General features: G+C 64.8%; 26 protein-coding genes, 1 pseudogene and 1 riboswitch. Of the genes and pseudogenes, 21 read left to right on the top strand and 6 right to left on the bottom strand.

Features of this window, described 5'->3' with window-relative positions:
* Positions 1 to 212: 212 nt before the first annotated feature.
* From EL249_RS12990 to EL249_RS12975, 4 genes are all read right to left on the bottom strand, one after another.
* Complete coding sequence (locus EL249_RS12990; protein WP_005671665.1) at positions 213 to 1,229, bottom strand: porin; 1,017 nt, start codon at positions 1,227 to 1,229, stop codon at positions 213 to 215.
* Between the two features lie 436 nt (positions 1,230 to 1,665).
* Positions 1,666 to 2,691 carry a porin gene (locus EL249_RS12985; RefSeq protein WP_040529550.1) on the bottom strand — a complete coding sequence of 342 codons (1,026 nt, stop codon included), beginning with the start codon at positions 2,689 to 2,691 and terminating at the stop codon, positions 1,666 to 1,668.
* A 330-nt stretch (positions 2,692 to 3,021) separates the two neighbouring features.
* Complete coding sequence (locus tag EL249_RS12980; RefSeq protein WP_005671669.1) at positions 3,022 to 4,032, bottom strand: porin; 1,011 nt, start codon at positions 4,030 to 4,032, stop codon at positions 3,022 to 3,024.
* A gap of 521 nt (positions 4,033 to 4,553) precedes the next feature.
* Entirely contained in the window at positions 4,554 to 4,985 is a 432-nt protein-coding gene (locus tag EL249_RS12975; RefSeq protein WP_005671671.1) for an OsmC family protein, read from the bottom strand.
* A 408-nt stretch (positions 4,986 to 5,393) separates the two neighbouring features.
* Between EL249_RS12975 and rplM the strand changes: the two genes are divergently transcribed.
* The 4 genes from rplM (at position 5,394) to erpA (ending at position 7,190) form a co-directional block, all read left to right on the top strand.
* Complete coding sequence (gene rplM, locus EL249_RS12970; RefSeq protein ID WP_005671673.1) at positions 5,394 to 5,822, top strand: 50S ribosomal protein L13; 429 nt, start codon at positions 5,394 to 5,396, stop codon at positions 5,820 to 5,822.
* A 20-nt stretch (positions 5,823 to 5,842) separates the two neighbouring features.
* Positions 5,843 to 6,235: a 30S ribosomal protein S9 gene (gene rpsI, locus EL249_RS12965; RefSeq protein ID WP_005671676.1), complete on the top strand. Its 393-nt coding sequence runs from the start codon at positions 5,843 to 5,845 to the stop codon at positions 6,233 to 6,235.
* A 133-nt stretch (positions 6,236 to 6,368) separates the two neighbouring features.
* Positions 6,369 to 6,755, top strand: a complete 387-nt coding sequence (locus EL249_RS12960; RefSeq protein WP_050781735.1) for a bactofilin family protein — start codon at positions 6,369 to 6,371, stop codon at positions 6,753 to 6,755.
* Positions 6,756 to 6,839: 84 nt separating this feature from the next.
* Complete coding sequence (erpA, locus tag EL249_RS12955) at positions 6,840 to 7,190, top strand: iron-sulfur cluster insertion protein ErpA (RefSeq protein WP_005671680.1); 351 nt, start codon at positions 6,840 to 6,842, stop codon at positions 7,188 to 7,190.
* A 252-nt stretch (positions 7,191 to 7,442) separates the two neighbouring features.
* On the opposite strand, the gene EL249_RS12950 is transcribed toward erpA, so the two are convergent.
* A complete protein-coding gene (locus EL249_RS12950) occupies positions 7,443 to 8,618 on the bottom strand; it encodes an anhydro-N-acetylmuramic acid kinase (RefSeq protein WP_050781736.1) in 1,176 nt (391 codons plus the stop codon).
* Between the two features lie 120 nt (positions 8,619 to 8,738).
* Positions 8,739 to 10,031, bottom strand: coding sequence for a M23 family metallopeptidase (locus EL249_RS12945; RefSeq protein WP_050781737.1), 1,293 nt, complete (start codon positions 10,029 to 10,031; stop codon positions 8,739 to 8,741).
* 394 nt (positions 10,032 to 10,425) lie between these two features.
* Here EL249_RS12945 and tyrS point away from each other — a divergent pair, with 394 nt between their 5' ends.
* From tyrS to sucD, 17 genes and pseudogenes are all read left to right on the top strand, one after another.
* The gene (gene tyrS, locus EL249_RS12940; protein ID WP_005671684.1) at positions 10,426 to 11,646 is read left to right on the top strand and encodes a tyrosine--tRNA ligase; all 1,221 of its coding nucleotides are present in this window, start codon (positions 10,426 to 10,428) and stop codon (positions 11,644 to 11,646) included.
* Positions 11,643 to 12,377 (top strand): histidine phosphatase family protein, encoded by a 735-nt coding sequence (locus EL249_RS12935; RefSeq protein WP_005671685.1) that lies wholly within the window; start codon positions 11,643 to 11,645, stop codon positions 12,375 to 12,377. The genes tyrS and EL249_RS12935 overlap by 4 nt, the downstream gene beginning before the upstream one ends.
* A 70-nt stretch (positions 12,378 to 12,447) precedes the next feature.
* A riboswitch (ZMP/ZTP riboswitch) is annotated at positions 12,448 to 12,535 on the top strand.
* Between the two features lie 44 nt (positions 12,536 to 12,579).
* On the top strand, positions 12,580 to 13,824 hold the full coding sequence (glyA, locus tag EL249_RS12930) for a serine hydroxymethyltransferase (RefSeq protein ID WP_005671687.1): 1,245 nt from the start codon (positions 12,580 to 12,582) through the stop codon (positions 13,822 to 13,824).
* A 30-nt stretch (positions 13,825 to 13,854) separates the two neighbouring features.
* A pseudogene (nrdR, locus tag EL249_RS12925) lies at positions 13,855 to 14,295 on the top strand (transcriptional regulator NrdR); the annotation flags it as partial.
* Between the two features lie 121 nt (positions 14,296 to 14,416).
* Positions 14,417 to 15,574 carry a bifunctional diaminohydroxyphosphoribosylaminopyrimidine deaminase/5-amino-6-(5-phosphoribosylamino)uracil reductase RibD gene (gene ribD / locus EL249_RS12920; protein WP_005671689.1) on the top strand — a complete coding sequence of 386 codons (1,158 nt, stop codon included), beginning with the start codon at positions 14,417 to 14,419 and terminating at the stop codon, positions 15,572 to 15,574.
* A 148-nt stretch (positions 15,575 to 15,722) separates the two neighbouring features.
* On the top strand, positions 15,723 to 16,484 hold the full coding sequence (locus EL249_RS12915) for a riboflavin synthase (protein WP_005671691.1): 762 nt from the start codon (positions 15,723 to 15,725) through the stop codon (positions 16,482 to 16,484).
* A 46-nt stretch (positions 16,485 to 16,530) separates the two neighbouring features.
* A complete protein-coding gene (gene ribBA, locus EL249_RS12910) occupies positions 16,531 to 17,676 on the top strand; it encodes a bifunctional 3,4-dihydroxy-2-butanone-4-phosphate synthase/GTP cyclohydrolase II (RefSeq protein WP_040530281.1) in 1,146 nt (381 codons plus the stop codon).
* A gap of 32 nt (positions 17,677 to 17,708) precedes the next feature.
* Positions 17,709 to 18,200, top strand: a complete 492-nt coding sequence (ribH, locus tag EL249_RS12905; protein WP_005671693.1) for a 6,7-dimethyl-8-ribityllumazine synthase — start codon at positions 17,709 to 17,711, stop codon at positions 18,198 to 18,200.
* Between the two features lie 5 nt (positions 18,201 to 18,205).
* Positions 18,206 to 18,673 carry a transcription antitermination factor NusB gene (gene nusB / locus EL249_RS12900; protein ID WP_040530282.1) on the top strand — a complete coding sequence of 156 codons (468 nt, stop codon included), beginning with the start codon at positions 18,206 to 18,208 and terminating at the stop codon, positions 18,671 to 18,673.
* Positions 18,674 to 19,699 (top strand): thiamine-phosphate kinase, encoded by a 1,026-nt coding sequence (gene thiL, locus EL249_RS12895; protein ID WP_005671695.1) that lies wholly within the window; start codon positions 18,674 to 18,676, stop codon positions 19,697 to 19,699.
* Positions 19,696 to 20,238, top strand: a complete 543-nt coding sequence (locus tag EL249_RS12890) for a phosphatidylglycerophosphatase A family protein (protein ID WP_005671697.1) — start codon at positions 19,696 to 19,698, stop codon at positions 20,236 to 20,238. The genes thiL and EL249_RS12890 overlap by 4 nt, the downstream gene beginning before the upstream one ends.
* Positions 20,239 to 20,442: 204 nt before the next feature.
* Entirely contained in the window at positions 20,443 to 21,015 is a 573-nt protein-coding gene (locus EL249_RS12885) for a CinA family protein (protein ID WP_050782006.1), read from the top strand.
* A gap of 25 nt (positions 21,016 to 21,040) precedes the next feature.
* Positions 21,041 to 21,808, top strand: a complete 768-nt coding sequence (gene fabG, locus EL249_RS12880) for a 3-oxoacyl-ACP reductase FabG (protein ID WP_005671700.1) — start codon at positions 21,041 to 21,043, stop codon at positions 21,806 to 21,808.
* Positions 21,809 to 21,991: 183 nt separating this feature from the next.
* The gene (gene recA, locus EL249_RS12875; protein ID WP_005671701.1) at positions 21,992 to 23,095 is read left to right on the top strand and encodes a recombinase RecA; all 1,104 of its coding nucleotides are present in this window, start codon (positions 21,992 to 21,994) and stop codon (positions 23,093 to 23,095) included.
* 23 nt (positions 23,096 to 23,118) lie between these two features.
* Positions 23,119 to 23,814: a regulatory protein RecX gene (locus EL249_RS12870; protein WP_005671702.1), complete on the top strand. Its 696-nt coding sequence runs from the start codon at positions 23,119 to 23,121 to the stop codon at positions 23,812 to 23,814.
* A 151-nt stretch (positions 23,815 to 23,965) separates the two neighbouring features.
* Complete coding sequence (sucC, locus tag EL249_RS12865) at positions 23,966 to 25,132, top strand: ADP-forming succinate--CoA ligase subunit beta (protein WP_005671703.1); 1,167 nt, start codon at positions 23,966 to 23,968, stop codon at positions 25,130 to 25,132.
* 30 nt (positions 25,133 to 25,162) lie between these two features.
* Positions 25,163 to 26,044: a succinate--CoA ligase subunit alpha gene (gene sucD, locus EL249_RS12860; protein ID WP_005671704.1), complete on the top strand. Its 882-nt coding sequence runs from the start codon at positions 25,163 to 25,165 to the stop codon at positions 26,042 to 26,044.
* Positions 26,045 to 26,101 lie beyond the last annotated feature (57 nt).

Genomic DNA, 26,101 nt, shown 5'->3' with positions numbered 1-26,101 from the left:
CGCCGGCCGTGGTAAGAGGGGACCTGGTCGAGCCTGGCGGTGTTGCCCAGGAGAGGGACCTGGAGGGGGCTGGCCTCAGGGAAGGGGCTTAGGGACGGGGCTCAGAAAGACCTGATGCCGGAAAGAAGAGGATAAAAAAAGCCCCCAACCGGAAGGCAGGGGGCTTGGGGCGCCATCACGCAGTGCGGATGGCGCTGACCGCGCAAGGGGTATCAGAAGAAGTGACGGACACCCAGAGCGATACGACGCGGTTTGGTGTTGTCCTGACCCGGGACTTCGGCTTTGCCGATGCCGACAGCACCGTACACGAAGGTACGCTTGCTCAGACCGTGAGCGTAGGTCAGACCGACGCCGCTGGTCTTGTTGTTGTTGGCGCGCTTGAACTCTTCGCGACGGTACGTCAGATAGGCCGTGCCGTTGTCGGAGACCTGATAGCTCAGGTTGCCGAAGTAGCCCTTGTCCTTGACGCTGGAGCCAGCAACGGGTTTGGTCTCGTTCTGAGCGTAGGCCAGGCCGGCGCCGAAGGGACCGATCTTGGTGCCGATGGAGGCGCCCAGTTCGTTGGTGCGCTTCACGTTGTTGATCTTGCCACCGTCGACGGACAGGTAGCCGACGCCGAAGGTGAAGGCGCCCCAGTCGCCCACACCGGCGACGGAGTAGTAGTCACCCTGCTTGGCCACGTCACCAGCGGCGACGTTGGTGGCTTCGGATTCACCAGCACCGTAACCGGCGTACAGCTTGAAGCCGCCCAGCGAGGGGGTGACATAGCTGATGGTGTTGTCACGCTTGCTGGTGTAGCCAGCCAGCGCGTCGCTGCTGTAGTACCAGGACTGGCCGGTGAGGTCGGCTGCCTCGATGGCATAGCTCAGCGCCACAGCCTGACGACCCAGCTTGATGGTACCGAAACCACCGTCCAGGCCAACCCAGGACTGGCCCTGCCAGAAGCGGGTGCTGTTGGCCAGGCGGCCGGTATCGGCGCGAGCACGATACTCCAGGTTGAAGATGGCTTTCAGGCCATTGCCGAGGTCTTCGGAGCCGACGATGCCGACACGGGAACCGCCCCAGATGCCGTCATTGATCTGCAGGTCGCTCTTGCCGGAGCTGCTGGCTTCCTTGTTCAGGCTCTCGACGGCAACGTCGACGCTACCGAGGAGCTGGATGGAGGTCTGTGCCTGCGCGAAGGCGGGCACGGCGGCCGCAACGGCCAGTGCTACAAGCGATTTTTTCATGAATGAATCTCCTGGGTTTTTGGATTCGATCGATGGGACCGCCGCCAAAGCAAAGGATTGGTTTTATAGCTGAGCCGGTCTGATCGTTCAGATGGTTCGTGAGATAAGTTTAGCAACCTATCGATGTGGGCACGCTTCTCTGCGTTGTATCCGAGACATATGTGGCGTCTGGAACGTCAGAATCCGGGCGGGTGTGTTTGAAAAAAGACGATTCGTAAGCTGTTTCGACTGAATGGCGTTCTCCGAGGCGTGCTGCATCGGACAAGGAGACGCGCTTTCAGAGGCGGAGTCCGAGGGGGCGGAGGTGCTGAGGGGCAGGGTGCGGAAAGAACGGGAAAATCAGGGAGCGGAAAAGAAAAACCCCCGGGTTTGAGGCCGGGGGTTTCGGGTGTCACCTGCCCGGAGGCAGGTGAGACTTCTGTCAGATCAGCAAGGATCAGAAGAAGTGACGGACGCCCAGAGCGATGCGACGCGGCTTGTCGTCGTTCGCATCGTTCTTGCCGATGCCGACAGCACCGTAGACGAAGGTACGCTTGCTCAGACCGTGGGCGTAGGTCAGGCCGACACCGCTCTGGTTGTTCTTGTCGCCTTGCGGATCCAGACGCACATAGTTGAGGTAGGCGGTACCGTTGTCGGTGACCTGATAGCTGAGGCTGCCGTAGAAGCCTTTGGTCTTGTTGCTGGTGCCTGCCTGAGCTTTCAGTTCGGACTGGCCATAACCCAGACCGGCGCCGAAGTCACCCAGTTTCATGCCAATGGAGGCGGCCAGTTCGTTGCGACGCTTCAGGTTGTTGATCTTGCCACCGTCGAACGACTGATAGCCGACGCCAACGGAGAAGCCGCCCCACTCACCGATACCGCTGACGGCGTACATGTCGTTCAGCTTGTTCAGGTTGTCGCTGGCGCCAGCTGCTGCACCGTTGACAGGGGTGTTGGCGGTGGCTTCACCGGCGCCATAGGCTGCCTGCAGCTTGAAGCCGCCCAGGCTGGGGGTGGAGTAGACGAGCAGGTTGTCGGTCTTGCTGACGATGCCGGCCAGACCGTCGCTGCTGTAGTACCAGCTTTGACCGGTCATGTCACCCAGTTCAATGACGTCGGACATGGGGGTGCTCTGACGACCCAGCTTGATGGTACCGAAGCCGCCATCAAGGCCGACCCAGGATTTGCCCTGCCAGAAGCGGTTGGCGTTGGCCAGGCGACCGGTATCGGCGCGAGCACGATACTCCAGGTTGAAGATGGCTTTCAGGCCGTTGCCGAGGTCTTCGGAACCGACGATGCCGACCCGGGAACCACCCCAGATACCGTCATTGATCTGCAGGTCGCTCTTGCCGGAGCTGTTGGCGTCCTTGTTCAGGCTCTCGACGGCAACGTCGACGCTACCGGTGAGCTGGATGCTGGTCTGGGCCTGAGCGAAGGCAGGCACGGCAGCCGCAACGGCCAGTGCTACGAGCGTTTTTTTCATGGCTGAATCTCCTGAGTTTCCCTGGATTCGATCGGTCGGGACCTCTGCCAGGATCATTGATCATGTCTGTCTGAGCCGGACAGCTCAGACCCTACATGGCTGCAATTTTATCAATCCGCATAGCACTAGGGGATGGTTTTAGATCAATTGACGACAAATAAGGGTGACGAATGACTTAATTGTGAAGGCGGTCGTGGTAAACGAGCGAACATGCAAGGTGAGAGGCAAGGGCGAGCATTCGGCACCAAAGAAAAACCCCCGGTTTGAGGCCGGGGGTTTCGGGTATCACCTGCCCAAGGGCAGGTGAGCCTTGCTTCCGATCAGCAGGGATCAGAAGAAGTGGCGGATACCCAGTGCCACGCGACGCGGCTTGCTGTTGTCCTGACCCGGGACTTCGGCTTTGCCGATGCCGACAGTACCGTAGACGAAGGTACGCTTGCTCAGACCCTGAGCGTAGGTCAGGCCGATACCGTCTTCGGTGTTCTTCTCGCCCTGCGGGTCGTTGCGCACATAGCTGAGGTAGGCCGTGCCGTTGTCGGTGACCTGATAGCTCAGCGTGCCGTAGTAGCCCTTGGTCTTGTTCTTGGCGTTGCCGGTTTCATACTTCACTTCCGACTGGCCATAGCCCAGACCGGCACCGAAGGCGCCCAGCTGCGTGCCGACCGAAGCGGCGATCTGACGGGTGTTCTTGATGTTGTTGATCTTGGCGCCGTCGATGGACTGATAGCCCACGCCAGCACGGAACGAACCCCAGTCACCCAGCAGGCCGACGCTGTAGGCGTCGTTCAGCTTGTTCAGGCGATCGTTGCCAGCCGGTGCGGTGGCTTCGCCGGAAGCGTAGGCAACAGCCAGCGTCAGGCCGCCCATGGAGGGGGTGGCGTAGCTGATGGAGTTGTCGACTTTGTCGACGATACCGGCCAGGCCGTCGCTGCTGTAGTACCAGCTTTGACCCGTCACGTCACCGGATTCGATGGCGCCCTTGATGGGGCTGTCCTGACGGCCCAGCTTGACGGTACCGAAGCCGCCGTTCAGGCCGACCCACGATTCGGACCAGAAGCGGCTGGAATCAGCCAGACGGCCGTTGTCGGCGTTGGCTTCGTATTCCAGGTTGAAGATGGCTTTCAGGCCATTGCCCAGTTCCTCGGAACCGACGATGCCGACCTTGGAACCACCCCAGATGCCATCATTGATCTGCAGGTCGCTCTTGCCCGAGCTGCTGGCGTGTTTGTTCAGGCTCTCGACAGCCACATCGACGCTACCGGTCAGCTGGATGCTGGTTTGAGCTTGGGCGAATGCAGGCACAGCTGCCACAACGGCCAGCGCAACAAGCGATTTTTTCATTGGTCAATCTCCTAGGTTTCTGAACTCGATCGGTTGAAGGCCACTGCCGGGCACGTTACCGAAACGAGACTCCCCGAGGCTGGCTCGGCAGGAAGTCAAAATCTATTCTCCGCAATTTCCGGGAGCGGTCAAAGATTAGGAGCGTTTCACGGGGCAAAAACGACGCGACTGTTGCTTTTTTGGAACGCCGTCGGCGCCGGACGGCGAGATTGCGCGCATGAATGGCGCGGGGCGGAAGTGTCCGGTTCGTGCGTGTTCTTCAAGCTGTTTGCAAGGAAAGGAGGCTAGTGCCCGGTGTTTCCGGGGAGGTTTGGCTCAGGAGAAGGGTGCGGGTGGCTGTGTTGTTTTCGTGGCCAAGGGGGTTGATCCAGGGGGGCAGGAGGGATCTGAGGTCGGTGCTGGTGCGAGGTGCCGCGAGGCGGGGGGATAGGCTGGGCCCTGGCACAGAAGGGCCAGGGGACGGTCCGTCACAGGCGCCGGGGCGTGCATGGCGTGTGCAACGGCCCCGGCAGGAGAACGGATCAGTCTTCCAGGTCCTCGACGATTTCCCAGCTGGTCTCGATGGCAGCTGTCTTGGCCAGCATGGCGGTGGCGGAGCAATACTTGTCGTGGGAGAGCTTGATGGCGCGCTCGACATGGGCGGGGTTGAGCTTGCGGCCGCGCACGATGAAGTGCAGCTTGATGCGTGTGAACACCTTGGGATCGGTGTCGGCACGGTCGGCTTCCAGCTGAACCTGGCAGCCGCGGACGTCATGGCGTCCTTTCTTCAGGATGAGGACGACGTCGTAGGCCGTGCAACCGCCGGCGCCTGCCAGCATCAGTTCCATCGGACGGGCTGCGAGATTGTCTCCGCCGCCTTCCGGTGCACCGTCCATGCCGATGAGATGGCCGCTGCCGGTGTCGGCGATGAAGCGCATGGTGCCCGGGCCCATCCAGCGAACGTTGGTTTTCATGGTTCTGTCCTCGATCCTAGAAAGAGACTGTCAATATGTGGGAAAGCCGTGTCCGCGAAGGCAGCCGAGGCTTTGGGGGCTGATGGTCTCCGAAGTTCTGCTGTCTTTGCGTCGGAGCTGATTCTAGTGAGTGGGGCACGGCGAAGTGAGGGGCATGACGAGGTGAGTGGGGGGCATGACCACGCCGCATGCTTTGGGTTTTGACGAGTGAGGGAAGTTGCGGCTAGAATCAAGGGCTTTCCGAATCGAAGTACATTGCCGGGCGCGCCGTAGGCGCAGACTCTGGTTGATTCCCGGCCCGCGGCGCCATCGACAGCGTCGTCTGGGGGCTTGCCCGGCAGGGTGCCCCATGGCCGCCACGCTTCGGCACAGACCCAATTAAAGGTGGCGTTTCTAGCGCCAGGCAACATGAAGACTTTCTCCGCTAAAGCACAAGAGGTTCAGCGCGACTGGTATGTGGTCGATGGTACTGACCAGGTGCTGGGCCGTCTCGCTGCCGAGATCGCCCGACGCTTGCGTGGCAAGCACAAGCCCGAATTCACCCCGCACGTCGACACCGGCGATTACATCGTCGTGGTCAATGCGTCCAAGATCCGCGTGACCGGTACCAAGGCCGACAACAAGGTCTACTACCGCCACAGTGGCTACCCGGGTGGCATTTCCTCCACGACCTTCTCCAAGATGCAGGACCGTTTCCCCGGCCGCGCCCTTGAGAAAGCCGTGAAAGGCATGCTGCCGAAAGGCCCGCTGGGTTACGCCATGATCAAGAAGCTGAAGGTCTATGCTGATGACACCCATCCGCATGCCGCTCAGCAACCCAAGCCCCTGCAGTTCTGAATACCGGAGAGTCAGATCCCATGATCGGCGAATACAACTACGGCACTGGCCGTCGCAAGACTTCCGTCGCCCGGGTCTTCATCCGGCGTGGCACTGGCAAGATCACCGTCAACGGCCGTGATCTGGACACCTATTTCTCGCGCGAGAGCGGCCGCATGATCGTCCGCCAGCCGCTGGCTGTGGCCGATGTGGCCACCACCTTCGACATCCGTGTCAACGTGCACGGCGGTGGTGAGTCGGGTCAGGCCGGTGCCGTTCGTCACGGCATCACCCGCGCCCTGATCGACTTCGACGAGACGCTGAAGCCGGCCCTGTCGTCCGCCGGTCTGGTGACCCGCGACGCCCGTGAAGTCGAGCGTAAGAAAGTCGGTTTCCGCAAGGCACGTCGGCGCAAGCAGTTCTCGAAGCGTTGATGTCAGCGGCTGCCATCTTTGCGTATTGCGCAAGGATGGCGGTATCTGGCTGTTTTCTGGCGAAGGGCGCACGAGGCGCCCTTTGTCGCGTCCAGCAGATGCATCTTTCAACCAGTCTGGTGTGGCTGACGGCATGAAGCGTGATCGACCCCGAACCCTGCATCGCATTGGCCGTGGGGCCCGTGTGGAGGGCACCGTGCGCTTTTCGGGGCGGCTGGAGGTGGAAGGGCGCGTCCAGGGCACCATCATGGCCGAGGACGTGCGCAGCAGTGCCGTCCGGATCTCCGCTTCCGGTCAGGTGGACGGCGCCATCGAGGCGGCTGTGGTGCATGTGGCCGGCACGGTCAATGGTCCCATTCGGGCCAGCAAGCGGCTGGTCGTGCAATCCGGTGCCCGGCTCAACGGCGATCTTCTGTACCGGGATCTGCAGCTGGAGTATGGCGCATTGGTGACAGGGTCTCTGAAATCGCTGGACAGCGATGAGGTAGGCTTGAAACTGGTTGCCGTCGGTCGCAAATGAGATGTCTGGACGCCGAAAGTCATCTATGATGACTTTCAGATGCGCCGAGACTCATGTTTAGCGCTTTATCAGGAGTAGACATCCATGTCTGAAGTATCAGAAATGCCCCCCCCGCTTCTCTTTACGGACAGCGCCGCCACCAAGGTGGGCGAGCTGATCATGGAAGAGGGCAATCCGGATCTGAAGTTGCGCGTGTTCGTGCAGGGTGGCGGCTGCTCTGGCTTCCAGTACGGGTTCACGTTCGACGAAGATGTGGCCGAAGATGACACCGTGATGGAAAAGAACGGGGTTACGCTGCTGATCGATGCCATGAGCTACCAGTATCTGGTGGGGGCAGAGATCGATTACAAGGACGATCTGCATGGATCGCAGTTCGTGATCAAGAACCCGAATGCTGCGACGACCTGCGGATGCGGTTCGTCGTTCTCGGCCTGATCAAGGCCGGTTGGAGCGGATCCAGGAGGTATTGTCAGGGCGGTCGGTGTTGCTGGCTGCTCAGGAATGAGAAGGGGGCATGGCGTGAGCCATGTCCCCTTTTTGTTGGCTGCGGGGCTGTCGGGAGGGCGCAGGGAAGGCGTCTTGTCAGTCCCTGCGTTGGTGTGATGAGGCCCTGCGTCATGCGGAAGGGACCGTACCAGTTTGTGAGGTCTCAGGCGTGAAGGTGGTGAGGCCTTGCGTTGTGATGCTTCAGCGCTGGCGCGCCGGAGCCTTGTGCCAGGCCCCCAGAATGCTGTCGTGGCGTGAACCGGTGATGCGGGTGAGCGGGATGGGGGCTTCGTGCACGCGCTGCCGTGCCAGCCAGGCAAAGCCGCTGGCTTCCACGGCCTGAGGGGCAATGCCCAGGGCGTGGGTGCTCTGCACGAGGGTCTCGGGGCCAACGGCTTGCTGGATGGCTTGCGCGAGTCCGGCGTTTTCTGCGCCGCCGCCACACAGGTAGACGGCCGACAGCTTCTGGGCACGGATGGCCTGGGCGGTGCTTTCTGCGGTGAGGGCCAGCAGGGTGGCCTGCACGTCGGCGGCAGCGGCATCCGGGTGTGCCTGCAGGTGCTGCTTCAGCCAGGACAGGTTGAAGAGGTCGCGCCCGGTGCTCTTGGGAGCAGGGCGGGCGAAGTAGGGCTCAGCCAGCAGGCGTTCGAGCAACGCAGGAATGGCACGGCCGCTGGCGGCCCACTGGCCGTGGTGGTCATAGCGGTGGCCGTGGTGGGCCTCGATCCAGCCATCGAGCAGGGTGTTGGCCGGGCCGGTGTCGAAGCCGATGACCGTGGGGGTGGACTGCTGCGTGTCGATGACGGTGAGATTGGCGATGCCCCCCAGGTTGAGGATGCCGTAGCGGCCCTGCAGGCCGGCAAAGACATGGGCATGGAAGGCCGGCATCAGCGGAGCGCCCTGGCCGCCGGCGGCAACGTCGGCGCTGCGCAGGTCGGCAACGACATCGATGCCGGTGGCTTCGGCCAGGCGTGGGGCGTCAAGCAGCTGCAGGGTGTAGCCTTCGGCGGGCACGTGGCGTACGGTCTGGCCATGGGCGCCCAGCGCGCGCACCTGCCGGGACGAGACGCCGCTCTGTTGCAGCAGCTGTTGCACGCATTCGGCGTAGAGGTCTGCCAGTTGCTGACCTGCGCGCGCGGCGGCAGCCAGTTCATCGGAGGCAGGGTGCTGCAGGCCCGTGAGCTGACGGCGCAGCGGTTCGGGCATGGGCACGAAGGCGCTGGTCAGGGTCTGGCGAATCCTGCCTTGCTCGTCGAAGGCGATCAGCACGCCATCGACGCCATCCATGCTGGTGCCGGACATCAGGCCGGCGTGTATCTCGTCCGTGTGGGTGAAGACTGCCTGGGGAGCGGGGCGGATGGGGGCGTCGTGCTGCATGGGGCCTGGATGGAATGAAAAGCGCCCGTCAGGCGGGCGCATGGTGTGGGTTCCGGGACCTCGGTCAGCAGCCTCCGGCCTGGTCTGGCCAAGGGCCGCCACGCGGCACGCTGCCGGCGCTTATTCGAACGAGGCCACCGTGGTGGATTCCTGCCAGCGCATCAGGTCGATGACCTGTTCGGCCTGGGCGCGCAGCTGGTTGCGGCTTGCCGTATCCAGGGCGGGGGCAGGCTGGGGCAGCATGGTGTTGGGGTCGATCTGCTGGCCGTTGACCTGGAACTCGAAGTGCAGGTGCGGACCGGTAGCCCAGCCGGTCTGGCCGACCTCGCCGATGACCTGGCCCTGTTTGATCTTGTCGCCCAGGCGCAGCTTGGGCGAGAAGCGCGACATGTGGGCGTAGAGGGTGCGCTGGACGTCGTCGTGCTTGACGATGATGACATTGCCGTAACCACGCTGAGTGCCCAGGAACTCGATCGTGCCGTCGCCGACGGAACGGATCTTGGTGCCCGTAGGTGCGGCGTAGTCGATGCCCTTGTGGACGCGCCAGTCACGGAAGACGGGGTGGCGGCGGCCCAGGCTGAAGCCGGAGCTGATGCGGGTGTACTCGAGCGGCGAGCGCAGGAAGCGGCGCTTGAGGGCCTGGCCGTCGAAGCTGTAGTAGTCGCCTTCGCCGTCAGGGCGGGCAAACCACAGCGCGTCCAGTCGGCGGTCGCCGGAGACGTACTCGATGGCGAGGATGCGGCCAGGCTGGCCTTCACCCAGCGAGGCGGGGTCGACAAACATCTCGTAGACGAGCCGCAGGCGGTCGCCTTTCTTCACCTCACGGTGGAAGTCGATGTCGGACCCGAAGACTTCGGCGATGCGGCTGGAGACGGCCGACGGGATGCCGGCGGCATCCGTGGCGGCGAACAGGGTGGTGTTGACCCGGGCCGAGCGCGTGATGAGGCGGCGCTCCAGTACGTGGTCCTGGATGCGGGCTTCCCACTTGCCGTTCTTGAGCGACAGCACCAGCTGCTGCGGCGGGGTCTTGCCCTGGCTGTTGTAGGGCAGGGGATAGGCCAGCGACTGGATGCGGTTCTGCTGGTCGAGCGTGGCGTTGACGGTGCTGCCCGGCGTGAGGCTCAGGAGCTTGCGTGCCGTGGCGTCACGGCGAACGAACTCGATGAGCGACATGTCCTGCTGGCCGAGCTTGCGCAGCAGGCTGCCGACCGACTCGCCGCGGGAGATGGTGATCTCGCGGTGGAAGGCGCCGGTGGTGGGCAGCGGCTGGGGGGCAAGCGACACGGGTTCGATGACACGGGCGTGCGGCGGCGGTTCCTCGGTCAGCGGCGCGACCGCAAAGGCGGTCAGCGTGGCGACGGAGAAGGCAGCGCCCAGGGCAGAGGCGAGTCGTTTACCGGGAGAATTGTGCATGCGTGGCGTGGGAATCGGGCTGCCCGGCCTCCGGCAGTCGGAGAACCGGGGGAAGAACTGGGCTGCCGCCTGGTAGCCTCGGATAGAATCTTCCAGAAGCGGCGGCATGCCCGGTTGATCTGGCTGCCGTTCCCGACCGCTTTGGCGCGTGCGACGCCCGGAGGCTGCTGCACGCACCGAAGCCCGAGCTTGCTGCGGCAAGTCCCTTGTCGACGCGCCGGCGGACGCGACCGACGAGTGGCGGCCAGGGTGTCGCAAAAAGCTTCGAATGTTCGGGAACAGGCTTATGAGCCCAGATTCTAACGTCAAACGCACGTTGGTAAGTCGTCTTTTCTGCCCGTTCGTGAGAACGCGCACCTGCAAACCCCCTAAGCTCTCACATTTTGTCCCTCTCATGTCATCCAGTGATCCGATCGAAGAGACCGTCCAGCAGTCGCTGGCCATCATCAAGCGTGGAATCGACGAGCTGCTCGTCGAGACGGAGCTGGCTGCCAAGCTCCGGCGCAGCCTGAAGGAGAACAGGCCGCTGCGCATCAAGCTGGGGCTGGATCCCACGGCGCCGGATCTGCACCTGGGCCACACGGTGGTGCTGAACAAGATGCGCCAGCTCCAGGACCTGGGGCACCAGGTGATCTTCCTGATCGGGGACTTCACGGCCTCGATCGGTGACCCCTCGGGGCGCAATTCGACGCGCCCGCCGCTCACCCGTGAGCAGATCGAGCAGAACGCTCAGACCTACTTCCGGCAGGCAAGCCTCGTGCTGGACCCGGAGCGGACTGAGATCCGCTACAACTCGGCCTGGTGCGACAAGATCGGTCTGCGCGACATGGTGCAGCTGGCCTCGCGCTACACGGTGGCGCGCATCCTGGAGCGTGACGATTTCACCAAGCGGCTGAAGGCCGGGGTGCCCATCTCGGTGCACGAGATGCTGTACCCGCTCCTGCAGGGCTACGACTCGGTCGTGCTGGAGGCGGATCTGGAGCTGGGCGGTACTGACCAGAAGTTCAACCTGCTGGTGGGGCGCGAGCTGCAGCGCGAGTACGGCAAGGAGCCGCAGTGCGTGCTGACGATGCCGCTGCTGGAAGGGCTGGATGGCGTCGAGAAGATGTCCAAGTCCAAGGGCAACTACGTGGGCATCACCGAGCCGGCCAACACGATGTTTGCCAAGGTGATGTCGATTTCCGACGCCATGATGTGGCGCTATTTCACGCTGCTGTCGTTCCGGCCGATGAGCGAGATCGACGCGCTGCGGGCCGAGTGCGAGGCCGGCCGCAACCCGAAGGAAGCCAAGGTGCTGCTGGCCCGCGAGCTGGTGGAGCGCTTCCACGGGGCGGGCTCCAGCGATGCGGCGGTGGAGGACTTCGAGCTGCGCGCGCGGGGCGGGGTGCCCGACGAGATCGAGGAGGTGACGCTTTCCGGCGCGCCGCTGGGCATCGTGGCCGTCCTGCGTGACAGCGGGCTGGTGCCGTCGGCCTCGGAGGCGGGACGGATGCTGGCCCAGAACGGCGTGCGCGTCGACGGCTCGGTGGTGACCGACCGGGGCCTCACGCTGCCGGCCGGCACCTACGTCGTGCAGGTGGGCAAGCGCAAGTTCCGCCGGGTGACGGTGGCATGACGGCTGCTGCATCGGAAGGTGCTGCACCTGCGCTGGAGGGGCTGGAGGCCGGTACGCTGCCCGACGGCGTGCGCCTTGTGCTGGTGCGGCACGGCGAGACCGACTGGAACATGGTGCGGCGCATCCAGGGGCAGCTGGACGAGCCGCTCAACGCGGTGGGTGTGCAGCAGGCGAAGGCAGCCGCGGCGCGCTTTGCACCCGGCATGGTGGATGCTATCCATTGCAGCGACCTGCTGCGTGCCAGCCAGACAGCGGCGGAAATCGGCGCCGTGACCGGCGTGCCGGTGGTGCCGGAGACCGTCTGGCGCGAGCGGCATTTCGGGCGCTTCCAGGGCTGGGTCTATGCCGACATCCAGCGGGAGGATCCCGAAACCTATCGGCGGATCGAGGCGCGGGATCCGGATCTGGACCTGCAGGGGGGCGAGAGCCTGATGCAGGTGCGTGCGCGCATCGAGGCGGCACTGGCCGGGCTGGTGCAGCGCTATCGCGGCCAGCGCGTGGTTGTGGTGAGCCATGGCGGCGTGCTGGACGCGATCTACCGGCTGGTGACGGGCAAGCCCGTTTCTGAGCCGCGCGACTTCCCCATCCACAACGCCTGCATCTGCCAGCTGCGCTGGCAGGCCGGGCGCTGGGAGATCCTGCAATGGGCGGACATTGCGCATCTGGTGGCCAGTCGGGACGAGATCGACCCGCGGCAGCGGCCGGCGGCGCTGCTGGGCCGGATCGGCTGAGGTTTTTCTGAACGCGCGGGGGCTGAGCCGGGCCTCGCTGGCGTGGGCTGACGGCTTTGGCTAAACTCATTGGTCCGGCCGTGACTGGCGATCGGGTAGAGTACTACCGGGAAGCGGTCGGGTTCCTTCGTCGCCTGCCGTCCGCCTGGGCAGGGTTCTTCTCATAACTGTCTGGCTGCCCTGCAGCCTCGGAGTGCATCACATGTTTGATCGCAAACAGACGCTTGCCCAGGTCGATCCCGCCCTCTGGGATGCCATCCGCAACGAGAACCGCCGCCAGGAGGCTCACATCGAGCTGATCGCGTCGGAGAACTACACCAGCCCGGCGGTGATGGAAGCCCAGGGCAGCCAGCTCACCAACAAGTATGCCGAGGGCTATCCCGGCAAGCGCTACTACGGTGGCTGCGAGTGCGTGGACGTGGCCGAGCAGCTGGCGCTGGACCGCGTGAAGCAGCTCTTCGGGGCCGAGGCCGCCAACGTGCAGCCCAATTCGGGCTCGCAGGCCAACCAGGCCGTGTTCCTGGGGCTGGCCAAGCCGGGTGACACCATCCTGGGCATGTCGCTGGCCATGGGCGGTCACCTCACGCACGGCTCGCCGGTCAACATGTCGGGCCGCTGGTTCAACGTGGTGTCCTACGGCCTGAACGAGAAGGAAGAGATCGACTACGACCAGATGGAGCGTCTGGCGCACGAGCACAAGCCGCGCATCATCATTGCCGGCGCCTCGGCCTATTCGCTGGTCATCGACTGGGCGCGCTTTGCCCGGGTGGCCAAGGACGTGGGCGCCATCTTCATGGTGGACATGGCGCACTACGCCGGCCTGATCGCCGGTGGCGTGTACCCCAACCCGGTGCCGCACGCCGACGTGGTCACCTCTACCACGCACAAGAGCCTGCGCGGCCCGCGTGGCGGCTTCATCCTGATGAAGCCCGAGCACGAGAAGGCCATCAACTCCGCCATCTTCCCCGGCCTGCAGGGCGGCCCGCTGATGCACGTCATCGCCGGCAAGGCCGTGGCCTTCAAGGAAGCGCTGGAGCCCGCCTTCAAGACCTACCAGCAGCAGGTGGTGGCCAATGCGAAGGCGCTGGCCGAGACGCTGGTGGAGAAGGGCTTCCGCATCGTGTCGGGGCGGACCGAATCGCACGTGATGCTGGTGGATCTGCGTTCGCGCGGCATCACCGGCAAGGACGCCGAGGCCGCTCTGGGCCGGGCGCACATCACGGTCAACAAGAACGCCATCCCGAACGACCCCGAGAAGCCCTTCGTCACCAGCGGCATCCGTGTCGGTTCGCCGGCCATGACCACGCGCGGCTTCGGCACGCAGGAAGCACGCCTGGTGGGCGAGCTGATTTCCGACGTGCTGGACAAGCCGAACGACGAGGCACACCTGGCCGCCGTCCGCGAGCGAGTGGATGAGCTGACGGCGCGTTTCCCGGTCTATGGCTGAGATGCGCTGACCGAATGGGGATGAGGCCGCATGCATTGCCCATTCTGTAACCATACCGACACCCAGGTGATGGAAACCCGGGTGCTCGACGGCGGCGATCGCATCCGCCGCCGCCGCCGCTGCACGGCCTGCGACCGGCGCTTCACGACCTATGAGCGCGTCGAGCTGTCGATGCCCGATGTCATCAAGAGTGACGGTCGGCGCGTGCCCTACGAGCGCTCCAAGCTGGAGTATTCGATGCGGCTGGCGCTCCGCAAGCGCCCGGTGTCGGATGAGGCGCTGGAAAATGCGCTGGATCAGGTCGAGACCCGGCTCTTCAAGCTGGGCGTGCGCGAGATTCCCAGTCAGTCCATCGGCGAGCAGGTGATGGGCGTGCTGCGCGAGCTGGACACGGTGGCCTACATCCGCTTTGCCTCGGTCTATCGACAGTTCGAGGACATCGAGGCCTTTGCCGACGCCATCCAGGAGATCGGGGGCCGGCAGGAGTCCGCCGGACAGGCACAGGCTGCCGACCCGACGCTGGCCGATGACGACACGCCCCGGAATGACGCCTCGGGCCTGTCGGAGGCCTCGGTCAGGAAGAAAAACTGACATGTACACCGAAGACGATCGCCGGGCCATGCAGCGGGCCATCGACCTGGCCTGGCAGGGCGTCAATACCACCATGCCCAATCCGCGTGTGGGCTGCGTCATCGTGCGGGATGGCGAGGTGGTGGGCGAAGGCTGGCATCGGCGGGCCGGCGAGCCCCATGCCGAAGTGCTGGCGCTGCAGCAGGCCGGCGAGCGGGCGCGTGGCGCGACGGCCTATGTCACGCTCGAACCCTGTTCCCATCACGGACGGACCGGGCCCTGTGCCGACCGTCTGGTCGAGGCCGGGGTGGCGCGCGTGGTGGCAGCCATGGAAGACCCCAACCCGCTGGTCAACGGGCAGGGGCTGGGCCGGCTGCGGGCAGCAGGCATTGATGTTCGCTGCGGGCTGCTGGAAGAAGAGGCCCGGGCACTGAACGAGGGGTTCATCTCGCGGATGCAGAGGGGCAGGCCCTGGGTACGCCTGAAGGCGGCCACCTCGCTGGATGGCTTCATCGCCTTGCCGGATGGCGAAAGCCAGTGGATCACGGGGGAGGCAGCGCGCACCGATGGCCATGCTTGGCGGGCGCGGGCTAGCGCCATCCTCACGGGCAGCGGCACCGTGCAGGCCGACAATCCCGCGCTGACGGTGCGCCACGTGGCGACAGAGCGCCAGCCGGTGCGCGTGCTGGTGGATGCCCGGCTGCAGGTCAGCGAGCACGCCGCCATCTTCGGCCCGGGCGAGACCTGGGTGGCTCATGCCATGCCGCCCGATTGGCCTGACGATGGTCACCGCCAGCGGCTGCTGGATCGTGGCGTGCGGCTGCTGTACCTGCCGGCGGCGGATGGTCGGCATGTTGATCTGCCGGCGCTCATGCGCGCCATGGGCGAGGCTGGCTTCAACGAGGTGCACGTGGAGGCCGGTGCGGGGCTGAATGCGGCGCTGATCCAGGCCGGCTGTGTGGACGAGCTGCTGCTGTATGTGGCGCCCGCGTTGCTGGGGCAGGGGCTGCCTGCCTTTGCGCTGCCGGCCGTGCCGGGCCTGGATGATCGCATCCGGCTGGCGTGGCGGGAGGCCACGCCGGTGGGTGATGATCTGCGTCTGCGCCTTCGGGTGCTGACCGAGGCCCAGGACGAATCACCTGCCTCGTCCGGCGCAAATGGGGCAGTCCGTGCTTCATGATACATCTTCGGTGCATGATGCACCGTCACCGCAGCAAGGATATTGATCCCGGGGCAGGGCGCGGCGACGCTTTTCTCTTTATCATCCTCTTATTCAGGCTGCGGATGATGTCCGTCGGCCTTCCCTTTCCAAGCGCAGGAAGCAGACCATGTTCACAGGTATCGTCGCCGCCATCGGCAGCATCCGCCAGGTATCCCCGCTGGGAGAGGATGGCGTCAGGCTGGATGTCGCCGCCGGAGAGCTGGACATGTCGGATGTTGCCATCGGTGACTCCATTGCCATCCAGGGCGCCTGCATGACGGTGGTCGAAAAGACGGCCGACGGCTTTGCCGTGGATGTGTCGGCCGAGAGCCTGCGCCGCACCACCGGCCTGGCCGGCAAGGGGCCGGTCAATCTGGAGAAGGCCATGCGCCTGTCGGACCGGGTGGGGGGCCACCTGGTGTCGGGGCACGTGGATGGTCTGGGGGTGGTGCGCCGCTTCGAGCCGGTGGGCGAGAGCCACCTGCTGGAGATCCTGGCGCCGCAGGCCCTGGCCGGTTTTCTCGTCTACAAGGGATCCATCACCGTCGATGGTGTCAGCCTGACCGTCAACCACGTGGAAGACCTGCCGCTGGCCAAGGCTGCGGACCCGGCCTGGCCGGAGGCGGCCCGCGCCGTGCTGGCCGGGCGCGGCCCCTCGGTTGCCTCGGCGGGTGCCCCGGGCACGGCGACCGGCGCCCACGGTGGCGCACATGCCGAGTCGGAACCGTGGTGCTGCGCCTTCCAGATCAACCTGATCCCGCACACGGTGGCGCAGACCACGCTCAAGCACCAGGCCCCCGGCAGACTGGTCAACCTGGAAATCGACACGGTGGCCCGCTACCTGGCACGGATGCAGGAGGTGGCTGGCAAGCTGCCCGCACAGAATTGAGGAAAAAAGCGCACACGCGCAGGAGATACACGTGACCAAGAACGAGATGCTGTCGTCCGTGGCAAGCACCGCCGAGATCCTGGCGGACTTCCGTGCGGGCAAGATGGTCATCCTGATCGATGACGAGGACCGCGAGAACGAAGGCGACCTGCTGATCGCGGCCGACTTCGTCACGCCCGAGGCGATCAACTTCATGGCCCGCCATGCGCGGGGCCTGGTCTGTCTGACGCTGACCGAAGAGCGTTGCCGCCGGCTGCGGCTGCCGCTGATGACGGCCGTCAACGGCACCAAGATGAGCACCAACTTCACGATGTCCATCGAGGCGGCTGAAGGCGTGACCACCGGCATCTCGGCGGCCGACCGGGCGCGCACCATCCAGGCCGCCGTGGCCGCGGACGCCAAGCCCTCCGACATCGTGCAGCCTGGCCACGTCTTCCCCGTCATGGCGCGCCCCGGTGGCGTGCTGACACGTGCTGGCCATACCGAAGCCGGCTGCGACCTGGGGGCACTGACGGGCCTCACGCCTTCCGCCGTGATCTGCGAGATCATGAAGGAAGACGGCACCATGGCGCGCCTGCCGGACCTGATCGAGTTCGCCCGCGAGCATGGCCTGAAGATCGGCACCATTGCCGACCTGATCGCCTATCGCAGCGCCCATGAATCGATGATCGAGCGCATCGGCCAGCACAAGGTGCAGACCGTGGTGGGTGAGCTGGACCTGATCGCCTACCGCGACAAAACCGTGGGCCAGCCGCATCTGGCGCTGGTCGTGGGCAAGCCGCAGCCCGACCACGAAGCCTGGGTGCGCGTGCACGAGCCGCTCTCGCCGCTGGATCTGCTGGGCGTGGCCAGCCGCCATGCCTGGCCGCTGGATCCGGCGCTTCAGGCCATCCAGTCCCACGGCAACGGCGTGCTGCTGATGCTCAACTGTGCCCCCGATGCCGAGACGGTCACCGACCAGATCGAGCAATGGGCCAATCCCGAGCCGGGTGCCGGCCGCGCCGGCAGCGCCAATGACTCGCGCACGTTGCGCAGTTACGGCATCGGCGCCCAGATCCTGCGGGACCTGGGGGTGGGGCGCATGAAACTGTTGACACGCGAGCGCCGGATGCCGAGCATGGCGGGCTTCAACCTGGAAGTGACCGGCTATCTGGAAGCGGACGCCGACGGCCGTCCAGCCGGATCAAACTGACATAGACCAACGCATACAGCGGAGAAAGACACATGAGCGTCGATCAAATCAAGGGATCGGAAAACGGTCAGGGCCTGCGCATCGGCATCGTGCAGGCGCGCTTCAACGAGGAATTCGGCAAGGAATCGCTGGAAGCCTGCCTGGCCGAGCTGAAGAAGCTGGGCGTGGCTGAAAGCGACATCCTGGTCTGCAGCGTGCCGGGCGCCCTGGAAGTGCCGCTGGTGCTGCTGCAGCTGGGCAACTCGGGTGAATACGACGCCCTGATCGCCATCGGCACCATCATCAAGGGTGAGACCTACCACTTCGAGGTTGTCTGCAACGAGAGCGCCGCCGGCGTGAGCCGCGTGAGCCTGGAGCTGGGCATCCCCGTGGCCAACGCCATCCTCACCACCTACAACGAAGAGCAGGCCCGTCAGCGCACCGCCGAGAAAGGTGCCGAGGCTGCCAGGGTGGCGGTCGAGATGGTTCGCCTGGGCGAGTCGCTGGACGCACTGCACGGTGACGACGGCGACGACGAGGAGTGAGCAGCATGCAGGGACGTTCTCCGGCCGCCGCCGCAGGAAATCGCACACGCAGCGCGCGGCGGCGCTCGCGGGAATTCGCCATGCAGGGCATCTACCAGTGGCTGCTGTCGGCTGAGGACATCGGTGCCATCCAGGCCCACATCGAGACCAGCCCCGGTTTCGACAAGGCCGATCGCAGCCACTTCGACACCCTGCTCAAGGGGACCATCAGCCAGGCCAGCGCCCTGGAGGCCATCCTGCTGCCCAGCCTGGACCGGCCGCTCAACCTGCTCAGCCCCGTCGAACGGGCCATCCTGATGCAGGCCACCTTCGAACTGAAGGACCTGCAGGAGATCCCCTACCGCGTGGTCATCAACGAGGCAGTGGAGCTGGCCAAGAACTTCGGCGGCACCGACGGCTACAAGTACGTCAACGGCGTGCTGGACCGCATCGCGCCTTCCGTGCGACCCCATGAGGTGCGGCCGGCCGGCTGAATGAACGAGTTCGCACTGATCCGGCAGTACTTCGAGCGCCAGCCGGCGCCGTTGCCTGCCGGACACCCGCAGTCCCTGCTGCCGTTGCCTGCCTCGACAGGCCCGGCGGCCGAGAGCCTGGTGAAGCTGGGCATCGGTGACGACTGCGCGCTGCTCGATCCCGTGCCCCCTGGCCAGCAACTGGCCATTTCCACCGACATGCTGGTGGCGGGGCGTCATTTCTTCGAGGGTACCGACCCCGCAGCCATCGGCCACAAGGCCTTGGCCGTCAATCTGTCGGACCTGGCTGCCATGGGTGCGCGACCCGTCGGCTTCACGCTGGCGCTGGCGCTGCCGACGGCCGATGCCGCCTGGCTTCAGGGCTTTGCGGATGGCCTGTTCAGGCTGGCCACCCGGGCAGCCTGCCCATTGATCGGGGGCGACACCACTCGCGGCCCGCTCAACATCTCCATCACCGTCCTGGGGCAGGTGCCTGCCACGCATGCCCTGCGTCGCGACGGAGCCCGCGTGGGCGATGCCATCTGGGTGAGCGGCCCGCTGGGGGCCGCGGCTCTGGCCGTGGCACGGCGCAGCCAGGGGCAGCCCGTACCCGACGCTGCAGCCCGTCGCCTGGACTGGCCCGAGCCTCGGCTGGCCGCGGGCCTGGGACTTGCCGGCGTCGCCAGTGCCGCCATGGACATCTCTGACGGCTTGGCCGGGGATCTGGGGCATCTGCTGACCGCTTCGGGCCGCCGACAGGGCCTGTCCCTGGGGGCCGAGCTGTGGGAAGACCGCCTGCCGCTGGACCCGGTGCTGCGTGAAAGCGGCGTGGCACATGATGAGGCCCTGCAGCTTGCCCTGCATGGTGGTGATGATTACGAGCTGCTGTTCACCGCACCGACAGCGCAGACCGATACCATCTTGCAATGCTGGCCTGATGCCCGCATGATCGGAAGGATCGTGGCTGAAAGCGCTATGCTTCTGGTTGACGCCAAAGGCCAGTCCCGGCCACTGGCAGCTCGTGGACATGACCATTTCTCGACATGAATGACAACAAGGTAGAGGACGTGACCGATCTGGTCCGCGCCGACGGAACCTTCGGCCGGATCCGGCCGACCTTTGAATTCATGAAGCCGCGCCTGTCGCGGTGGATCGCCTTTGGCCTGGGCAGCGGCCTCAGCAACGTCGTGCCCGGCACCATGGGCACACTGTTCGCGTGGGTCGCCTTCGCCATCCTGGCGCCGCTGCTGGGTGATACCGGCATGGGCGTGCTCATTGCCCTGAGCCTGGTGGTGGGGCACTGGGCCATCGAACGTACCGGCCGCGACGTGGGCGTGCATGACCATAGCGCCATCGTCTGGGACGAGATCGTGGCCTTCTGGCTGGTGCTGTGGGTCATCCCGCAGGACTTCTCCGACCAGTTGGTGGGTTTCCTGCTGTTCCGCCTCTTCGACATCACCAAGCCGGCGCCCATCCGCACCATCGACAGCCAGTGGCAGAATGCCACCGGTGTATTGCTGGACGATCTGCTGGCCGCTGCCTACACCCTCATCGTCATGGCGGTCTGGACCCGGCTGTTTGGCTGATGGCGGGCTTTCCGGGAGCCGGATTTTTCGGCTTTCGGGGAAGCAGAGCAGCCTGTGCTCCAGGGGGGTGTCTCGCCCTGATGTGAGGTGTCACCATAGACTGGCAGCAGGCAGCAGGCAGCAGGCAGCAGGCAGCAGGCAGCAGGTTCACAAGCGGCATGTCCGGTGCAACCGGATATGCGGATGGAGAAAGGGGAGGACGCGATGAAAGATGTTGATCGACAGAACGAGCACCCCGACCCGCAGGGCGACCTGGTTGCCTGGGCACGCCTGCTGGGCCAGCGCGTGGCGACACTTGGGGCAGGGCTGATCACCACGGCAGAATCCTGCACCGGCGGCCTGATTGCCGCGGCCCTGACCGAGACCGCCGGCTCCAGCGCCTGGTTCAGCCGGGGTTACGTCACCTACGCCAACCAGGCCAAGATCGAAATGCTGGGCGTGAATGCCGCCACGCTGGAAACAGAAGGCGCTGTCAGCACCTCGGTGGCCAGCCAGATGGCGCTGGGCGCACTGCGCAGCAGCGATGCCCTGCTGTCGATGGCCGTCAGCGGCATTGCCGGTCCGGACGGTGGCACGGCTGAAAAACCCGTCGGTACCGTCTGCTTTGGCTGGGCGCTGCGCTGGCCGCCCGGCACGCCCGAACCGCTGGTGCTGACCGAAACACGGCACTTCTCCGGTGACCGGGCCGACATTCGTCGTCAGACCGCCATCCACGCCCTGCGGCGTGCCCTGCAGTTGCTGGACCAGGCGCAGGACCAGCAGCCTGTCGTGGTCTGACTTACCTGCGCATCGGGAGACAATCATGACCGCTTCACTTTTTTCCCTGCAAGGACAGACCGCGCTTGTCACCGGTGGTGCGAAGGGTATCGGCAAGGGCATTGTTTCCGTGCTGAGGCAGGCGGGGGCCAATGTCGTCATTGCCGACATCGACCGTGAGCAGGGTCAGGCAACGGCCAAGGAGCTGGGCGCCCATTACCAGCACACCGATGTCCGCGTGCAGCAAAGCTGCCAGGATGCCGTGGCAGCCGTCGTCGAACGTTTCGGCGCACTCGACATCCTTTGCTCCAATACCGGCATCTTCCCGCAGAAGAAACTGGCCGACATGACCGAGGCGGACTGGGACCAGACGCACGGCATCAACCTCAAGGGCACCTTCCTGATGGTGCAGGCTGCACTGGCTGCCATGCAGCCGCGCGGCTATGGCCGCATCGTCATCACGTCCTCCATCACCGGGCCCGTCACCGGCTTCCCGGGCTGGAGCCACTACGGCGCCAGCAAGGCCGGGCAGCTCGGCTTCATGCGCAGCGTCGCGCTTGAATATGCGCGATTCGGCATCACCATCAACGCCGTCATGCCGGGCAACGTGCTCAGTGAAGGCCTGATTGCCCAGGGCGAGGAATACCTGAACCAGATGCGCGCCGCCGTGCCGACGCACACCCTGGGCACCCCGCAGGACATCGGCTACGCCGCCTGCTTCCTGGCCAGCCGCGAAGCGGCCTACATCACGGGACAGACCATCATCATTGACGGCGGCCAGATCCTGCCTGAATCGGCCGAAGCCCTGCTGTGAGCGTCTGAAAAGGCCGCTTTGCCGTGGCCTTCTCAAGTCCCTTGTTGCGCGGACATCATCCATCCGGCCGATTCGCTCACCTGATGGCTACCATCATCCGGCCGAGACCAGAAGACTGATTGTATGTACAGTGGTCTGGTGTCATAATCGGGGCTGCTTCAATCTCCTCACAGGACATCCGTCATGGACGACAAGGCACGCGCAGAGAAGGCCAAGGCACTGGCTGCCGCTCTGGCACAAATCGAAAAGCAGTTCGGCAAGGGTTCGGTCATGCGCATGGCCGACGGCGAAGTCGCCCCGGACATCGAAGTGGTCTCCACCGGTTCGCTGGGGCTGGACATCGCACTGGGCGTTGGCGGCCTGCCGCGTGGCCGCGTCGTCGAGATCTACGGGCCGGAGTCTTCAGGCAAGACCACTCTCACGCTGCAGGTCATTGCCGAGATGCAGAAGCTGGGTGGAACCTGCGCCTTCATCGATGCCGAGCACGCACTCGACGTGCAGTACGCCGCCAAGCTGGGCGTACGCCTGCCTGAACTGCTCATTTCCCAGCCGGACACCGGCGAGCAGGCTCTGGAAATCTGCGATGCCCTGGTCCGTTCCGGTTCGGTCGATCTGGTCGTGGTCGACTCGGTGGCTGCGCTCACGCCGCGCGCCGAAATCGAGGGTGACATGGGCGACGCGCTGCCCGGTCTGCAGGCCCGTCTGATGAGCCAGGCGCTGCGCAAGCTCACCGGCTCCATCCAGCGCACCAACACGCTGGTCATCTTCATCAACCAGATCCGGATGAAGATCGGCGTCATGTTCGGCAACCCCGAGACCACCACCGGCGGCAATGCACTCAAGTTCTACGCCTCCGTGCGTCTGGACATTCGCCGTACCGGTTCCATCAAGAAGGGCGACGAGATCATCGGCAACGAAACCCGCGTCAAGGTCGTCAAGAACAAGGTCTCGCCCCCGTTCAAGAGCGCCGAGTTCGACATCCTCTACGGCGAGGGCACCTCGCGTGAGGGTGAGATCCTCGACCTGGGCGTCACCCATGGCTTCGTGGAAAAGAGCGGCGCCTGGTACAGCTACAACGGCGAACGCATCGGTCAGGGCAAGGACAACGCCCGCGAATATCTGCGCGAGAAACCCGAGCTGGCGCTGGAGATCGAGAACCGCATCCGCGAGGCTGTCGGTGTCTCCACCCGTGGTGAGGCGCCGCAACCTGTCGTCGATGCCGAGGGTGCCGAGCCCGCCGCCGAAGGGCGTCGTCCGCGCGTCGCCAAGGACAAGGACGCCGAGTGAGGCCGTGAAGCAGGCGGGGCAGCATGAGCTTTCGTGATCTTCAGGCGCTGGTGCGGGCCGACGAATCCGAGTCGGCCCAGCGCAGCGCACTCAAGCGGCGGGCCATTACCCTGCTGGCCCGGCGTGAGCACAGCCGGGCCGAACTCACGCGCAAGCTGCTCACACCCCCGCCTGTTCGCCGTCGCCGGCGTGCTGGCGGCAGGGCAGGGGGCCCGGGTGACTACGAAGGCTCACCGGCGCCTGACGATTCGTTCGACCGCCCATTCGGTGCCCGGGGCGGTGCTGCCTCGTTCGACGGTGCTGAGGGTGGCAGCCCGGCGCCGCGTGCTCCGTCACCTGAACTGGTCGAATCGGTTCTGGACGAACTGGAGGGCATGAAGCTGCTGTCCGATCGTCGCATGGCCGAATCCCTGGTGCGAAACGGGGCAGAGCGTTTTGGTCGCGCCCGCCTGTCGCAGGACCTGCAGCGCAAGGGGCTGGATGAAAACCTCATTTCCAACGTGCTGCAGCCGCTGGCCGAGGACGAGAAGAGCCGTGCCCAGGCCGTCTGGCAGCGTCGTTTCGGAAAGCCCCCCACCAGCCTGAAGGAAAAGGCCCGGCAATATCGCTTCCTGGTGGGGCGGGGGTTTGCACCGGGCATCGTGTCTGCCGTCGTGCCCCGCATCGTCGATGCGCCCGACGAGGATGAAGATTCATCGGCATTCGATGCCGGCTTCTGAGACGCACCGAATTCATATTCGGACATTCCCTTATATCCGGGTATTCCCTTATTCATGGTGCGACGGGCCACGTGGCGCGTTTTCTCCGGGTTAATCGTCATGACCGCTGTGATAGCATCAACGCGGCATATGTGACCCAACCGAGATCACCATGAAAATCCACGAGTATCAAGGCAAAGAAATCCTGAAGCGCTATGGTGTAACGGTGCCCCGGGGTATTCCATGCTTCAATGTCGAAGAAGCGGTCAAGGCGGCCGAGCAGCTGGGCGGCCCCGTCTGGGTCGTCAAGGCCCAGATCCACGCCGGTGGCCGCGGCAAGGGCGGCGGCGTCAAGCTGGCCCGTTCGCTGGATGAAGTTCGTCAGCACGCCACTTCCATCCTCGGCATGCAGCTGGTCACCCACCAGACCGGCCCGGAAGGACAGAAGGTCCGCCGGCTGCTGATCGAGGAAGGCGCCGACATCAAGAAAGAACTCTACGTCGGTATCGTCATCGACCGCCAATCCCAGAAGATCTGCGTCATGGCCTCCAGCGAAGGCGGCATGGACATCGAGGAAGTGGCTGCCAAGACGCCCGAGAAAATCCACAAGGTCTTCTGCGACGTGGCCCAGGGCCTCACCGACGCCGAGGCCGATGATCTGGCCACCCGCATCGGCATCCCGGCCGCCAGCCTGCCCAAGGCCCGTCAGGTACTGCAGGGTCTGTACAAGGCCTTCTTCGAGACCGATGCCTCGCTGGCCGAGATCAACCCGCTGATCCTCACCGGTTCGGGTGATGTCATCGCGCTCGACGCCAAGCTCAATTTTGATTCCAACGCCCTGTTCCGCCACGCCGACATCGTCGAGATGCGCGACCTGGACGAGGAAGACCCGGCCGAGGTGGAAGCCTCGAAGTTCGATCTGGCCTACATCCAGCTCGACGGCAACATCGGCTGCCTGGTCAACGGTGCCGGTCTGGCCATGGCCACCATGGACACCATCAAGCTGTTCGGCGGCTCGCCGGCCAACTTCCTGGACGTGGGCGGTGGCGCCACGGCAGAAAAGGTCACCGAGGCCTTCAAGCTGATGCTGAAGAACAAGGGTGTCAAGGCCATCCTGGTCAACATCTTCGGCGGCATCATGCGTTGCGACACCATCGCAGCCGGCGTCATCGCTGCCAGCAAGGCCGTCAATCTGAGCGTGCCGCTGGTGGTGCGCATGAAGGGCACCAATGAAGAGCTGGGCAAGCAGATGCTGGCCGACTCCGGCCTGCCGATCATCGCGGCAGACACGATGGCCGACGCCGCGCGCCAGGTGGTTGCCGCTGCAGCCGGTAAATAACAACAGCCCTGAACTTCGAGGACAATCGCAATGTCGATTCTGATCAACAAGGACACCAAGGTCATCACCCAGGGCATCACCGGCAAGACCGGCCAGTTCCATACGCGCATGTGCCGGGACTATGCCAATGGCAAGAACTGCTTCGTGGCAGGCGTCAATCCCAAGCGTGCCGGCGAGGATTTCGAGGGCATTCCCATCTACGGCTCGGTGAAGGAAGCCAAGGCCGAGACCGGTGCCACCGTCTCCGTCATCTATGTGCCGCCGGCAGGCGCTGCCGATGCCATCTGGGAAGCGGTCGACGCCGACCTGGATCTGGTCATCTGCATCACCGAGGGCATCCCCGTGCGTGACATGCTGGTCGTGCGTGACAAGATGCGCAAGGCCAACAAGAAGACGCTGCTGTTGGGCCCCAACTGCCCGGGCGTCATCACGCCTGACGAGCTGAAGATCGGCATCATGCCGGGTCACATCCACCGCAAGGGCCGCATCGGCATCGTGTCGCGTTCCGGCACACTGACCTATGAAGCCGTTGCGCAGGTCACCGACCTGGGCCTGGGCCAGTCCACCGCCGTCGGCATCGGGGGCGACCCCATCAACGGCCTGAAGCACATCGACGTGCTGCAGATGTTCAACGACGATCCCGACACCGACGCCGTCATCATGATCGGCGAGATCGGCGGACCGGACGAAGTGAACGCCGCGCGCTGGGCCAAGGACAACATGAAGAAACCGGTGGTCGGCTTCATCGCTGGCGTCACCGCGCCTCCGGGCAAGCGCATGGGCCACGCCGGTGCGCTCATCTCCGGTGGTGCCGACACGGCCGACGCCAAGCTGGAAGTGATGGAAGCCTGTGGCATCCGCACGACCCGCGACCCGTCCGAAATGGGGCGCCTGCTGAAGAAGGTGCTCTGAGGCCCGCCGTCGGGCCCATGGTGCCGGCCGTTGGCGCCGGCACCCTTTCCCCTTCCG

The sequence above is a fragment of the Lautropia mirabilis genome, assembly GCF_900637555.1.
Classification (GTDB): Bacteria; Pseudomonadota; Gammaproteobacteria; order Burkholderiales; family Burkholderiaceae_E; genus Lautropia; species Lautropia mirabilis.
This window is presented reverse-complemented; position numbering and strand designations above follow the sequence as displayed.